This is a genomic window from Streptomyces sp. Ag109_G2-15, from assembly GCF_900215565.1.
Lineage (GTDB): Bacteria > Actinomycetota > Actinomycetes > Streptomycetales > Streptomycetaceae > Streptomyces > Streptomyces diastatochromogenes.
In genome coordinates, this window is the sequence record NZ_OCNI01000001.1 from 5,887,335 (window position 1) to 5,901,151 (window position 13,817).

14 protein-coding genes are annotated in these 13,817 nt (G+C 71.7%); 9 read left to right on the forward strand and 5 right to left on the reverse strand.

Going from position 1 to position 13,817, the window contains the following annotated elements; genetic code table 11:
• The first annotated feature begins 148 nt into the window (after positions 1-148).
• From CRP49_RS26535 to CRP49_RS26560, 6 genes are all read left to right on the forward strand, one after another.
• Positions 149-775 (forward strand): TetR/AcrR family transcriptional regulator, encoded by a 627-nt coding sequence (locus CRP49_RS26535; protein ID WP_097255657.1) that lies wholly within the window; start codon positions 149-151, stop codon positions 773-775.
• Positions 776-1,077: 302 nt separating this feature from the next.
• Positions 1,078-2,739 carry an ATP-binding protein gene (locus CRP49_RS26540; protein WP_107487120.1) on the forward strand — a complete coding sequence of 554 codons (1,662 nt, stop codon included), beginning with the start codon at positions 1,078-1,080 and terminating at the stop codon, positions 2,737-2,739.
• Positions 2,736-3,140 carry a roadblock/LC7 domain-containing protein gene (locus CRP49_RS26545; RefSeq protein WP_094216844.1) on the forward strand — a complete coding sequence of 135 codons (405 nt, stop codon included), beginning with the start codon at positions 2,736-2,738 and terminating at the stop codon, positions 3,138-3,140. Before CRP49_RS26540 ends, CRP49_RS26545 begins: the two co-directional genes overlap by 4 nt.
• Positions 3,137-3,553, forward strand: a complete 417-nt coding sequence (locus CRP49_RS26550; protein WP_097255658.1) for a DUF742 domain-containing protein — start codon at positions 3,137-3,139, stop codon at positions 3,551-3,553. Before CRP49_RS26545 ends, CRP49_RS26550 begins: the two co-directional genes overlap by 4 nt.
• Positions 3,534-4,154: an ATP/GTP-binding protein gene (locus tag CRP49_RS26555; protein WP_097255659.1), complete on the forward strand. Its 621-nt coding sequence runs from the start codon at positions 3,534-3,536 to the stop codon at positions 4,152-4,154. The genes CRP49_RS26550 and CRP49_RS26555 overlap by 20 nt, the downstream gene beginning before the upstream one ends.
• Before the next feature lie 46 nt (positions 4,155-4,200).
• On the forward strand, positions 4,201-5,685 hold the full coding sequence (locus CRP49_RS26560; protein ID WP_097255660.1) for a cytochrome P450: 1,485 nt from the start codon (positions 4,201-4,203) through the stop codon (positions 5,683-5,685).
• Positions 5,686-5,700: 15 nt separating this feature from the next.
• Here CRP49_RS26560 and CRP49_RS26565 read toward each other — a convergent pair whose 3' ends face one another.
• Positions 5,701-6,657, reverse strand: a complete 957-nt coding sequence (locus CRP49_RS26565; RefSeq protein ID WP_097255661.1) for a pseudouridine synthase — start codon at positions 6,655-6,657, stop codon at positions 5,701-5,703.
• Between the two features lie 69 nt (positions 6,658-6,726).
• Here CRP49_RS26565 and CRP49_RS26570 point away from each other — a divergent pair, with 69 nt between their 5' ends.
• On the forward strand, positions 6,727-7,398 hold the full coding sequence (locus CRP49_RS26570; RefSeq protein ID WP_097255662.1) for an HAD family phosphatase: 672 nt from the start codon (positions 6,727-6,729) through the stop codon (positions 7,396-7,398).
• 6 nt (positions 7,399-7,404) lie between these two features.
• Here CRP49_RS26570 and CRP49_RS26575 read toward each other — a convergent pair whose 3' ends face one another.
• From CRP49_RS26575 to CRP49_RS26585, 3 genes are all read right to left on the reverse strand, one after another.
• A complete protein-coding gene (locus CRP49_RS26575; protein WP_257033491.1) occupies positions 7,405-8,928 on the reverse strand; it encodes an amino acid permease in 1,524 nt (507 codons plus the stop codon).
• Between the two features lie 190 nt (positions 8,929-9,118).
• Positions 9,119-9,964, reverse strand: coding sequence for a siderophore-interacting protein (locus CRP49_RS26580; protein ID WP_097255663.1), 846 nt, complete (start codon positions 9,962-9,964; stop codon positions 9,119-9,121).
• A gap of 112 nt (positions 9,965-10,076) precedes the next feature.
• Positions 10,077-10,997: a 5'-3' exonuclease gene (locus tag CRP49_RS26585; protein ID WP_097255664.1), complete on the reverse strand. Its 921-nt coding sequence runs from the start codon at positions 10,995-10,997 to the stop codon at positions 10,077-10,079.
• Positions 10,998-11,409: 412 nt separating this feature from the next.
• Between CRP49_RS26585 and CRP49_RS26590 the strand changes: the two genes are divergently transcribed.
• Together CRP49_RS26590 and CRP49_RS26595 are read left to right on the forward strand one after the other, a co-directional pair.
• Positions 11,410-11,982 carry a helix-turn-helix domain-containing protein gene (locus tag CRP49_RS26590; RefSeq protein ID WP_097255665.1) on the forward strand — a complete coding sequence of 191 codons (573 nt, stop codon included), beginning with the start codon at positions 11,410-11,412 and terminating at the stop codon, positions 11,980-11,982.
• 6 nt (positions 11,983-11,988) lie between these two features.
• Entirely contained in the window at positions 11,989-12,708 is a 720-nt protein-coding gene (locus tag CRP49_RS26595; RefSeq protein WP_097255666.1) for a helical backbone metal receptor, read from the forward strand.
• On the opposite strand, the gene CRP49_RS26600 is transcribed toward CRP49_RS26595, so the two are convergent.
• Positions 12,620-13,777 carry a TDT family transporter gene (locus CRP49_RS26600; RefSeq protein WP_097255667.1) on the reverse strand — a complete coding sequence of 386 codons (1,158 nt, stop codon included), beginning with the start codon at positions 13,775-13,777 and terminating at the stop codon, positions 12,620-12,622. The two genes, CRP49_RS26595 and CRP49_RS26600, sit on opposite strands and share 89 nt — an antisense overlap.
• Positions 13,778-13,817 lie beyond the last annotated feature (40 nt).

Here is a 13,817-nt window from a genome sequence, read left to right on the forward strand (position 1 = left end):
TCGCCGGAAGGAGTGGATTTCTGTCGTGCGACAGAAATTAGGGGCGGGCCGGGTCGCCGCCATTGCGGGTGCGTTGCCGGGTGGTTACCGAGCCCTCACGGAGATCCGCGGAGATCGCCGGACGAGGCGGTGTGCGAGGATCGAACGCATGGGAACGGGCAGCAGTCGCCGGGTCGGCCGGCCGAGGGCCGCGCAGCGGCCGGACAGTGGCCTCGAACCGCGCGCCGAACTGCTCGCCGCGGCCGCCGAGCTGTTCACCACCCGCGGCTACGCGGCCACCACCACCCGGGCCGTCGCCGAGCGCGCGGGCATGCGGCAGGCGTCCATGTACCACTACGTCTCCGGCAAGGAGGAACTGCTCGCCGACCTGCTGGAGTCCACCGTCACGCCCTCGCTGGCCCGGGCCCGTGAGCTGCTCGCGGACGACTCGGCCCCGGCCGAGGACCGCCTGTGGGAGCTGTGCCGCACCGATGTGGAGCTGCTGTGCGGCGGGCCGCACAACCTCGGCGGGCTCTATCTGCTGCCCGAGGTGCGCACCGAGCGGTTCGCCGGCTTCCATGCCGTACGGGCCGAACTCAAGGACGGCTACCGGCAGTTGCTGGCCGCCACCGCCGCGGGCGGGGCGCTCGCCAAGAGCGAGCTGGATCTGCGCACGGATCTGGTCTTCGGTCTGATCGAGGGCGTCATCCTGGTGCACCGCTCCGAACCGGAGCGCTCCGTGGCGGAGTTCGCCCGCGCCACCGCCGACGCGGCGCTGCGGATCGTCGGGGTCTGACCCGCCTTTTCACTCATCACGATGAGTGATTTTCGTACGCCCGTACGCCGTCACGGGTCGTGTTCGAATGATCGCCGAGCGTGCAAATGGGGACGAGCGTACTCCTGTTGCGTGGGCGATTTCAGGTGCTTGCCGAATATGACACGGCGATGATCCGGTCGGACTAAGCTCGCCCGCGGCGCACCGAGTTGAGGTGAATTCGTGCGCCTGTTCCCAAACTTCCCGATGATCCCCTTCAGTTCCATGAACCTTCCCCACGCAAGCTCCCCTGACACCCAGCCGACTCGTCTCAGAAGGCATCCATGGTGAGTGTTCAAAAGCCTCCCGGCGGCCGTGAACGTCCTTACGCGCGCGTGCTGTTGCTCCCGGCCATAGCGATGGCCGCGGCGACCGCGGCGGCGGTCACCCTGGCCCCGGCCTCGGCCCGGATCGCCGTCGGCGGGTGCGGGGCCGTGGCCCTGCTCCTGGTCCTCGCCACGGCCACCGAAGTCGTCCGCCGCGGACGCAGACTCCGCGAGGCACAGGCCGAGCACGCCCGTCACACCGCGTATCTGGAGCGCCGCCTCGCCGCCCATGACGCGGAGATCGTCCGCCTCGGCACCGAGATCCTGCCCACCGCGCTCCACCGGCTGCGCCACGGAGAACCGCTCAGAGAGGTGATGCGCAAGGCGGTCGACGTCGACCCCGAACTGCGCAACATCCCCGACTCGCAGCGCCAGCTGCTGCGCACGGCGCTGAAGGGCGCCGACCACGAGATCTCGATGCGCGACGCCACCGAGCGCTCCTTCGTCAGCATCGCCCGCCGTATCCAGGCCATCGTCCACCAGCAGGCCAACGAACTGCGGGAGATGGAGGAGGACCACGGCCGCAACCCCGAGGTCTTCGACGACCTGCTGCGCATCGACCACGGCACCGCGCTGATCGGCCGCCTCGCCGACACCATCTCCGTGCTCGGCGGCGGCCGCCCCGGCCGTCAGTGGCCGCTGCCCGTGTCGCTGTACAGCGTGCTGCGCGGTGCCATGTCCCGGATCCTGGAGTACCGGCGCATCGAGCTGAACTCCATCGTCAACATCAACATCAAGGGCACCTCGGTCGAGCCGATCATCCACGCGGCCGCCGAACTCCTCGACAACGCCACCCGCTACTCGCCGCCGACGACCAAGGTGCATGTCACCGCCACCGAGGTGCAGACCGGCGTCGTCATCGAGATCGAGGACGCCGGAGTCAGCCTCAGCGACGAAGGCCGCGCCCGCATCGAAAAGGCGATCGCGGACGCCATGGCGCGCGACGACGCGGAGAACCTGGGCTCGAACCCGCAGCTCGGCCTCGCCGTCGTGGGCCGCCTCTGCAAGAGCTTCGACATGCAGGTCTCGCTGCGCGCCTCCGCCTACGGCGGCGTCCGCGCGATCCTCATCGTGCCGCGCGTCATGACCACCACCGAGCCCGGCGTCGGCGCCGCCCACGGCATCGGTGCCACCGCCGTGCCCAAGCCCGAACTCGGCGCCGTCGAGGGCCCCAAGCGCCCGCCCAAGAAGCGCCGCCCCACCAGCCCCCGCATCCCCGCCGGGATCTCCATGGAGGACGACGTCCCCGAGGTCACCGAGTGGACGGCGGGCGGTCTGCCGCAGCGCCGCAGCCGGATGAAGACCCCGCTCAGCCAGCGGTACGCCGAACAGGCCGCCATCGAGCGCGCCGAGCGCGAGGGCCGGCCGACCATCTGGTCCCAGCCCAAGCCCGAGCCCGAGCCCGAGATGGACCCCGAGCTGAAGAAGCTCCGGGAGCGGCCGCCGGGCATGTGGGTCGACGACTTCTGGAACGGCCTGCGCAAGGGCATGCCCGAGGACGCCACCGCGGCCGAACTGACCGACTTCACGCTGAACCCGACCGCGTACCTGCACCTGCTCAACGATTCGGACACCGCCACCGAGGGCGCCACCGACGACGACGAGGGGAACCTCAAGTGATCCAGCAGCGAGGCAACTTGGACTGGATGCTCAAGCAGCTGAACGACGGCGTACCAGGCATCGAGATGATCGTGGTCCTCTCCGCCGACGGACTGCGTATCGCCCGCCACGGAGGCGACCCCGACGCCGCCGACCGGGTGGCCGCCGCCTGCGCGGGCGTACAGAGCCTCGCCGGTGCCATCATCCAGGAACTCCCCGGCGCCGGCGAGATGAAGCTCGTCGTCATCGAGATCGAGGGCGGCTACTTCTACCTCATGAACGCCGGTGCCAACGCCTTCCTCGCCGTGCTCGCCGACGTGACCTGTGAGCCGGGCCGGATGAGCGGCATGATGCGTGACCTCGTCGTCCGGATGGGCGCCCATCTCACCAGTCCGCCCCGGCGGAACGGGCAGACCGTATGACTCCTCCACGACGCAAACGGCGCCAGCCGCAACCACTGCCGCCCCCGCCCCCGCCGCCCCCCAAACCGGCGGAGGGCGAGGAGAACCCCAGGTACCCGGAACGGCTGTACACCATCGCCGGCAGCGCCGACGGCGGCCGGGCCGAACTCGACCTGGTCACCTTAATCGTGGCGCGTTCCGCGCCGCCGCCGTCCGCCTCACCGGAGGAGGCGGCAGTGCTCCGGCTCTGTGGCGCCCCCCTGTCCGTGGCCGAGCTCTCGGCCTACCTCAATCTGCCGTTCAGCGCGATGACCGTCCTGATCACCGAGCTGATCACGACCGAACTGGTGCAGGCGCGCGCCCCGATCGTCCGCAAGGCGCTCCCCGACCGTTCACTCCTCGAAGCGGTGATGCATGGACTTCAACGGCTCTGACACCATTCCCGGCCCACGCACCGAGGACCATCTGCCGCACACGGCGCAGGCCGCGGTGAAGATCGTGATCGTGGGCGGTTTCGGCGTCGGCAAGACCACCATGGTCGGTTCGGTCAGCGACATCAGACCGCTGACCACCGAGGAGACCATGACCCAGGCCGGTATCGGGGTCGACGACAACTACGGCTCCGAGTCCAAGACCGCCACCACCGTGGCCATGGACTTCGGCCGCATCAGCATCACCGACAAGCTGGTGCTCTACCTCTTCGGCACCCCCGGCCAGGAGCGCTTCTGGTTCCTGTGGAACGGCCTGTTCGAGGGCGCGCTCGGCGCGGTCGTCCTGGTCGACACCCGGCGCCTGGAGGTCAGCTTCGACGTCATGGGACGACTGGAGGAACGGGGCGTTCCGTTCGTCGTCGCCGTCAACTCCTTCCCCGACGCGCCCCGTTACCCGACCGAGGAACTGCGCACCGCGCTGGACCTGGCCCCGGAGATCCCGATCCTCGACTGCGACGTGCGCCGCCGGGCCTCCAGCAAGGAGGTGCTGATGACCCTGATGCGCTTCCTGCACTCGATCGCCCTGTCCGGCGCCCTCACCTGACCCGCATCCGTCCATACCCCCACACCTTCCGTTCCGGAGCGACACTGTGACGCCTGAACCCCAATCCCTGACCGGCACCGACCCCACCGCCGGCCCGCCGCCGGGCTGCCCGGCGCACGGCCTGGGCCCCGGGGGGCTGCACCGGCTCTATGGCCCCGACGCGGCCGACCTGGGCGACCTCTACGAGCGGCTGCGGGAGGAGCACGGCCCCGTGGCGCCCGTGCTGCTCCACGAGGACGTACCCATGTGGGTGGTCCTCGGGCACGCCGAGAACCTGCACCTGGTCCGCAGCCCTTCCCAGTACGCCCGCGACAGCCGGATCTGGACCCCGCTGCAGGAGGGCATGGTCAAACCCGACCACCCGCTCATGCCGCACATCGCCTGGCAGCCCATCTGCTCGCACGCCGAGGGGGACGAGCACCAGCGGCTGCGCGCGGCGGTCACCGGCGCCATGTCGACCATCGACCACCGCACCATGCGCCGCCACATCGGCCGCTACACCCAGGAACTGGTCAACGACTTCTGCGAGCGGGGCCGGGCCGACCTGGTCTCCCAGTTCGCCGAGCACCTGCCGATGGCCGTCATGTGCGAGATCCTCGGCATGCCCGAGGAGTACAACGACCGGATGGTGCAGGCCGCCCGTGATGCGCTCAAGGGCACCGAGACCGCCATCCAGAGCCACACCTACGTCATGGACGCGCTGAGCCGGCTCACCACCCGCCGCCGCGCCCGGCCCGACGACGACGTCACCAGTCACCTCATCACGCACCCCGCGGGACTGAGCGACGACGAGGTCCGCGAACACCTGCGCCTCGTCCTCTTCGCGGCCTACGAGGCCACCGCCAACCTGCTCGCCAACGCGCTGCGCATGGTCCTCACCGAGCCGGGCTTCCGCGCCCAGCTCAACGGCGGCCAGATGACCGTGCCGGAGGCGATCGAGCAGTCCCTGTGGGACGAGCCGCCGTTCAGCACCGTTCTCGGCTACTTCGCCAAGCAGGACACCGAGCTGGGCGGCCAGCGCATCCGCAAGGGCGACGGGCTGCTCTTCGCGCCCGCCCCGGGCAACGTGGACCCGCGGGTGCGGCCCGACCTGTCGGCCAACATGCAGGGCAACCGCTCCCACCTCGCGTTCGGCGGCGGCCCGCACGAGTGCCCCGGCCAGGACATCGGCCGTGCCATCGCCGACGTCGGTGTGGACGCCCTGCTGACGCGGCTCTCGGACATCCAGCTGGACTGCCCCGAGGAGGACCTGCGCTGGCGGTCGTCCATCGCCTCCCGGCACCTGGTGGCCCTGCCGGTGCGCTTCGAACCGAAGCCCCAGCAGGACGTGGAACTTCCGCCCAGCGCGTCGCACATCCCGAACCAGCGGGCCACGTGGCAGGTCGGCAGCGTCCGCACGGAACCGATGCCCGCGCCGGACGTCACTCCGGAGATCCCGCGCCCCGCCCCCGAGCCCGTCCCCGCGGCGCCGGTGCAGCCCCGCCGCCAGAACGTGTGGCAGCGGATGCTGCGCTGGTGGCGCGGGGAGTGAGCGCGGGGGACGGGGCTACGGCTCCTGGCCGGCGGCCCACCGCTCGGGCGAGTGCCAGGCCTGGAGCGTCCGTCCGCTGACGAACGTGTGCTCCGCCCCCGTGACCGGATCGGTGAACTCCAGCCTCCGTGCGAGCAGTTGCAGCGGACGCCGGAAGTCGTCGTCCGGCACGGGGGCGGTCACCTCCGGATACAGCGGGTCGCCGAGGATGGGCACGCCCAGCGCGCTCAGGTGCACCCGCAGCTGGTGGGTCTGCCCCGTCTCCGGGACGAGCCGGTACCGGGCCAGCGCGGCCCGGTGCTCGGCCAGCTCCACCCGGGTCACGGCGTTCGGCTCGCCCTGGACCTCCCGTGCGGCCGGAACTCCGCGTTCCTTCAGGATCCGGCTGCGCACGGTCCGGGGCAGGGCGAGCGAGGCGTCGTACGGCGCGATCGCCTCGTACTCCTTGCGGACCAGCCGGTCCGCGAACAGCGTCTGATACGCGCCGCGCTCCTCGGGCCGCACCGTGAACAGCACGAGACCCGCGGTGAGCCGGTCCAGCCGGTGCGCGGCGGACAGCGACGGGATGCCCAGCTCGCTCCGCAGCCGGGCCAGCGCGGTCTGGGCGACATGGGTGCCGCGCGGGGTCGTCGCGAGGAAGTGCGGCTTGTCGGCCACGACGATGTGCGCGTCCTGGTGGACCACCTGCACCGGGAACGGCACCGGCACCTCGGGGGCCAGCTCCCGCTGGAACCACACGAACATCCCGGGCTCGTACGGCGCGTCCGGCGCCACCGCCCGCCCGTCGGCGCCCACGATCAGCCCGGCGTCGAACATCGCCTCGACCACCCCGGGACCGGCCCCCGTCAGCCGCGCCACGAGATACTCCCGCACGGTCGCCCACACCCCGCCGAACGGCAGCCGCACCCGCACCGGGTCGATTCCGTCACGCTGGGGGAGCGGGGCGGGCGGGGGCGGGGTACGACGTCTCACCGGTCAAGGGTACGAGGGTGCCGTGCCCGGGGCCGCGGTCCTGGGGTCGGTGCCTGGCATGATCGACGCGTGACCAGGGAATCTGCGCAGTCGGGCCGTTCGAGGTATGTCCTGTTCGATGTCGACGGCACGCTGATGGACGCGGTGAGCAACCAGCGCCAGGTATGGCGAGCGTGGGCGAAGCGATACGGTCTGGACGCCGACGAGGTGTACCAAGTGGCCCTGCGGACACGGCCGATGGAGACATTCGCCCAGGTCGCCGCGGACCGCGACCCGCACGAGTGCCTGGCCGCGCTGCACGAGCTGGAGGACGAGGACGTACGGTCCGGGGTCTATGCGGCCTTCGACGGCGCGTCGGAGCTGCTGCACGGTCTGCCGTCGGGGTCCTGGGCGCTGGTGACCTCGAACTACGAGCACCGGGTGCGCGGCCGCTTCCTGCGGACGGGCCTGCCGGTGCCGGGCCTGATCGTGGACGCGGCCGCCGTCGAGGAGGGCAAGCCCTCGCCCGTGCCGTTTCTGCGGGCTGCCGCACTGCTGGGTGCCGAGCCGGAAGACTGCCTGGTCGTCGAGGACGCCCCGTCCGGAGTCGAGTCCGGGCTCCGGGCCGGGATGACGGTGTGGGGCGTGAACGCCGCTGCCGCGGTGGAGGGCGTGCACCGCCACTTCGAGAGCCTGCGTGCGGCGGTCCCGCACATCCTGGCCTTCGCATCCGGATCGCACGGGCATGCCGTGGCCCGGTGAGTGGGGTCAGGACGACTCTGCGGGTACGGCCAGCGGTGACCCTTCCGGCGCGGTGTGCGGCTGATGTGCCTTCCGCGCCCGGTACAGGAAGCCGGACAGCAGCGTGAACAGCAGGAACAGCACCGTGAACCACTGGAAGTACCAGTGCCCGCCCGCCGGGTCGTACACCGCCGCGCGGGGCCAGGCCAGGTTGAGTGTCATCGCGAGGCCGTAGAGGAGGGCCAGGGCGTTGACCGGGATCCCCCAGCGGCCGAGGGAGAAGAGCGGGGCGCCCGTCTCGTCCGTGCCCGTCGTGGTGAACCGGCCGCGCAGACGGCTGAGCAGCAGCGGGCCCGTCACCATCGCGTAGGCCAGGTACAGCATCACGATGCAGGTCGTGCCGATGGCCAGGAACGCCTCCGGCGAGGCGAAGTTGAGCAGCAGCAGGGCGGCGGCCAGGACGCCGACCACCAGGGCGGGGGTGCCGGGCATGCCCGTGCGGGGGTTGACCCTGGCCAGGTGGCGGGCGAGGGGCAACCGGCCGTCGCGGGCCATGGAGAACAGCATGCGGCAGGCCGCCGTCTGGATCGCGAGCGTGGCCACGGCGATCGCCACCGCCACGTCGGCCAGCAGCACCCGGCCCACCCCGTCGCCCAGGCTGCTGGTGAGGACGTAACTCAGCCCGTCCACCGCCAGTTTCCCGTCGGTGAGGCTGGGCGCGGCGAGGAGGCCGCCGAGGACGACGAGGCCGCCGAGCAGGCCGGCCGCACCGAGGGCGGTGAGGATGGTGCGCGGTGCCGTACGGCGTGGTTGGTGGGTCTCCTCGCTCATCTCGCCCGCGCTGTCGAAGCCGATCATCACGTACGCCGCCGTGAACGAGCCGATCAGCAGCGCCCCGAACAGGCCGGTTCCGGCGCCGCCGGTGGTGTGGAAGGTGATGCCGGGGGAGCGCCGGGAGTGGGTCAGCAGGAGGACCACGATCAGCACCGCGCCGATGATCTCGGCGGTCACGCCGACCCGGTTGACCAGGGACATCACACGGTTGTCCACGAGGTTGACCAGCGTGGTCAGTGCCAGCAGGGCCACGCCGAGCACGGCCGCGTTGGCGGCGCCGTCGGCGGAGGTGGGCGAGGTGTCGGTGCCGATCAGCTGGAAGCCGGACCAGAGCGCGGGCAGCACCATCTGCAGGGCCAGCGCGGCCGCCGCGACCACCACGATCTGCCCGATCACCATGATCCAGCCGGCGAACCAGCCGAAGGCGGGGGTCGCCAGGCGCGAGGACCACTGGTAGATCGCTCCGGAGATGGGGTAGCGCGCGGCCAGTTCCGCGAAGCACGCGGCGACCGCCAGCTGGCCGATCAGCACGGCCGGCCAGGCCCAGAAGAAGAGCGGCCCGCCGAAGGAGTAGCCGAAGGCGAAGAACTGGAAGACGGTGGTCAGGACGGAGATGAAGGAGAAGCCGGCGGCGAAGGAGGCGTACCGGCCCAGGCTGCGGTGCAGCTCCTGGCGGTAGCCGAACTCCTCCAGGGAGCGGTCGTCGGTCGTCGTCACGGCGGCACCTGCCCAGGGTCGCGGGGAGTGAATTCCTGTCGAGCGACAGAAATTAGGGACGCGCTGTTTCCCCCGCGTCACGCGGGCGTGTCCGTAACGGGCCCAAGTCCTCACGCCCTCAAGGGAGGGTGCCGGTGCGAGCACGCGAAAGCGGCGGCACCCCGTCAGGGTGCCGCCGCTTTCCAGGTGTTCACGCGGCTGCCGCGCCGCCGCTCTCCTGCTCGGCCTCGATGCGGGCGTTCCACTCGCGCTTGGAGGCCTGCCAGCCGTCCTCGTTGTGGCCGAGGCGCCAGTAGCCGGAGATCGACAGGTCCTCGCGCGGGATCTGCAGCTCGACCCGGAGCAGTCGGCGCAGTTCCTTCACGAAGCTCGCCTCGCCGTGCACGAACGCGTGCATCCGGCCCTCGGGAAACTCCAGCGCGTGCACGGCCTCCACCAGGGCCTCGCCCACCGGCCGGTCCCCGCGGTGCACCCAGACGACCTCCACCTCGGAGTCGACCTTCTGCTCCTCCTCGGGGCCGGACACCTCCACGAAGGCGTGCGCCCGGGCGCCGGACGGCAGCGTCTCCAGGGCGCGGGCGATCGCCGGCAGCGCGCTCTCGTCCCCCACGAGCAGATGCCAGTCGGCGCTCGGGTCGGGCGCGTACGCGCCCCCGGGGCCCATGAAGTGCACGCTCTCACCGGGCTGCACGCGGGTGGCCCAGGGTCCGGCCAGGCCCTCGTCGCCGTGGATCACGAAGTCCAGGGTCAGCTCGCGGTGCTCGGGGTCCCAGGCGCGCACGGTGTACGTCCGGGTCACCGGCCAGTGCTCACGGGGGAACTCCGCTCGGATCCGCTCCAGGTCGAAGTCCGGGTAGGTCACGCCAGGAGGGCCGAAGAGCAGCTTCACATAGTGGTCGGTGCAGGTTTCCGCGGCGAATCCGGCGAGGCCCTCGCCGCCGAGCACGACACGCTGCATGTGCGGGGTCAGCCGCTCGGTGCGCACCACCTGGGCGGTATGGGGCTTGCGCGGCTTTCGTCCCGGACGCTCTGCCATCACGGCCTCCTGCTGCGTTGGTTAGGTTTACCTAAGTTAGCATCTCTCTCCAGTTAACAGGGGTTCCATGAGGGCTTGATGAACGCGTTTTGCCGGAATATTCCGGTCAGGATCACTCTCCCAGCGTCGTCAGCAGCCGCTGCAGGGAGCCGCCCAGCCCCCAGCGTGCCGCCAGCGCCTCCAGTCCCGCCGGATCGCGCGGGGTCCGCGGCAGCGTGGTGTCGACCTCCGGCAGCGGGACGTCGTCGGCCACCCGCACCACCTTCGGCGCGACCGCGACATACGGCCGGGCCTCGGTCAGCCGCTTGCGCTGCGACGGCGTGAGCTTCGCCTTCGGGTCGTCGACCGCCGCCATGATCCCGGCCAGGTCACCGAACTCGGCGAGCAGCTTGGCGGCCGTCTTCTCGCCGATGCCGGACACGCCCGGCAGGCCGTCGCTCGGATCGCCCCGCAGCAGCGCCAGATCCGCGTACCCCGGCCCGTCGACCCCATACTTCTCGCGCAGCACGGCCTCGTCGGTCAGTTGCAGCGTGCCGACGCCCTTCAGCGGGTACAGCACGCGGATGCCGCGCTTGTCGTCGACGAGCTGATACAGGTCGCGGTCGCCGGTGACGATGTCCACCGGCCCGTCGGCGCGCGCGGTGAACGTGCCGATCACGTCGTCGGCCTCGTACTCCGCGACCCCGACCCGGGCGATGCCGACCGCGTCCAGCACGGCCTCGATGACCGGCACCTGCGGGGTGAGCGTGTCCGGCACCTCCTCCTCGTCCGGGGCGCCCTCGTGCTCCTCGGCGACCCGGTGCGCCTTGTACGTGGGGATCAGGTCCACCCGCCACTGCGGCCGCCAGTCCGCGTCCATGCAGGCCACCAGCTTCGCCGGCCGGTGGTCCTGCACCAGCCGGTCGATGAAGTCCAGCAGCCCCCGCACGGCGTTCACCGGCGTGCCGTCCGGCGCCCGCACGGAGTCCGGCACGCCGAAGTAGGCGCGGAAGTACAGCGAGGCGGTGTCGAGAAGCATGAGTCGTCCGGTCACGCTCGCATCATGCCGTACGGCACTGACAGTCACACCGGCCTCGCCACCGGCCAGGTCGACTCCAGACCGACTCCTGGCTGCCGACCACCCACGCCGAGTACTGGAAGAGCTGCCGAATCCCGGGAGATCCCCCTACGGGTTGGATCCGGCCAACCACGGAGCGCCATGGGCCCTGCCCCGGCGGGAACACCGAGGCCCGCTTCGGCCTTGAACCAGGGGAGACCCGTCCCGCACGGCGAGCCGCAGCACTGGCGCGAACCATGGGGGTGCGGGCCCACCGGCGTGTCAGGGATGTGACAGCCGCATGAAACGGTTTGCCGAACATGCGTAGGGTGCAGAGAACTCATCAGAGGTGTGTCCCGCGACGGACACCCGGTCGGCGGCACGACGAGTGAAGGAGGGAGCCGGAGCGATGGGCGACCACAAAGAGCAACAGCCCGTGCGGGTGGGCGCGGCCGTCCGGCGGCGTCGCCGTGCGCTGGAACTCACCCTCGCCGTCGTGGCCGAGCGCACCGGCCTCTCGGTGCCCTTCCTCAGCCAGGTCGAGAACGACAAGGCCCGCCCGAGCCGTACCTCCCTGGAGAAGCTGGCCGACGCCCTGCGCACCACGGCCGTGGAACTCCTCGCCGCCGCCGACCCGGCGGCCAGCGTGGACGTCGTACGCGCCGAGCCCGTCGCCGAGGGCGACTTCGACCCGCGCACCCGCTCCCTGGTGCGCGGCCACCATCAGCTGCACGCCTCCGAGTTCACCGGCGACCATGACGCCGGGCGGGAGTTCCAGCACCGTAACGACGAGCTGATGTACGTCGCCGACGGGGCGGTCGAGATCGAGGCGGAGGGGCGGGCGTATCGCCTCGGGCGCGGCGACACTCTGTATCTGACGGGCGGGGTTCGGCACCGCTGGCGGGCGACGGTTCCGGACACGCGGGTCATTGTGGTGGCGGTCGCCGAACATATCGAGGCTGTTCAGGACAGGGCTCGCTGAGAACTGGTGCGAGTCGTCTCCCTGGTTCCCTCCCTCACCGAGGCGGTGGCTGTCACGCTGCCCGGGGCCCTCGTCGGCGCCACGGACTGGTGCAGCCATCCGGTGGATCTGGACGTCAGCCGGATCGGGGGGACCAAGAACCCCGATGTGGAGCGGATCCTCGGCCTCGCTCCTGACCTGGTGATCGCCAACGAGGAGGAGAACCGCGCCCCCGACCTGGACGCACTCCGCGCGGGGGGACTGGAGGTGCTGGTCACCGAGGTGCGGAGCGTGCCGCAGGCCTTTCGGGAGCTGGAGCGGGTGCTGGCCGCGTGCGGTGCGCCGGGCCGGCCGCCGTGGCTGGAGGAGGCGGAGGCCGTCTGGAGCGGGCTTGCCGAGCCGGAGAGGCGTACGACGGCGGTCGTGCCGATCTGGCGCCGGCCCTGGATGGTCCTGGGCCGGGACACCTTCGCGGGTGACGTGCTGACCCGGCTGGGGGTGCACCACCTGTACGCCGCGCACCCCGACCGCTACCCGCGCGTGCCTTTGGACGAGCTGCGGGCGGCGGCCCCGGACGTCGTGGTCCTGCCGGACGAGCCCTACCGGTTCACCGCCGAGGACGGCCCCGAGGCGTTTCCCGGGCTGAGCTGCGCCCTGGTCAGCGGACGGCACCTGACCTGGTACGGACCGTCGCTGGCCGAGGCGCCACGGGCACTGGGCGAGGCCCTGCGAGCAGCTCACCGCTGAGCAGCCCGCGTACCGTCCCCGACGCGGCCGCGAGCCACGCGGTGACCAGGAGGCCGTACAGGCCGACGCTCAGGACCTCGTACCCGGCGAGCCCGGTGTGCCGGGCGAGGGTGGCGGCGCCGGTGACACAGGTGCCCAGGGGGAAGGTGAACGCCCACCAGGTCATGGTGAAGCCCATGCCGTGCCGCCGGGCCCGCACCACGTGCGCGGCCGCGAGCGCCAGCCACAGCAGCGCGAACCCCATGACCGGCACCCCGTAGAGCAGCGCGAACACCGCGAAACCGCGGTCGTACGGGGCCGGTACGACCCGGGGAGCCGAGTCCGCGATCAGGCCGACGGCGGTGGTGGACTGCCCGAGCGGGCCGAGGACCAGGAACAGGGTCGGGGTGAGGGCGAGCGGCAGCGGACCCGAGGTGATCAGCCGGGCGAAGACCAGCGGCAGCATCAGCAGCGTCGCCAGCAGGCTCAGCCCGAACAGCGCGAAGCACGCCAGCAGCAGGGTCTCCCGGGGCTGCCCCGGCGGCAGATGCGGCACCAGCAGCGGACCGAGCGCGGCGGAGACCATCGGCGCGACGAGCGGCAGCAGCCAGACCGGGGTGGCCTGGGCGGCCTGGACGCGGTGGCGTACGCCCATCAGGTACGGCACGGCCACGGCGGCCGCGAGCCCGACCGCCGTACCGGCGGTGAACAGGACCGTGTCGAGCGCGACGGCGGGACCGGTGCCGATCCAGTCCCGGCCGAGGGTCAGGGCGCCGCCGCCGACCGCCAGCAGGGCCATGGACAGGCAGCCGTAGAAGGGGGCCATGGCCGGGTCGAGGAGGTCGGCGCGGGCCTGGTCGCGGTGGTGGGTCCAGTGCCGGGCGCGGGCGGTCAGCAGGGTCAGCAGCAGGAGCAGGGCCAGCGCCCAGACGGCCGTGCAGACCTCGCGGAGCCCGGGGAGGTGCAGGGGGAGCGCGGCACCGGCCGTGCCGACGATGGAGGTCCCCATCACGGAGGCGTACCAGTTGGGACCGAGGTGCCGGACGCGGATCGCGCGTGTGGCGGACAGGGGATGGGCTGCGGTGACCATGTCCTCACCCTCGCGCCGCCGATCGTCGCTGACCAGGGAG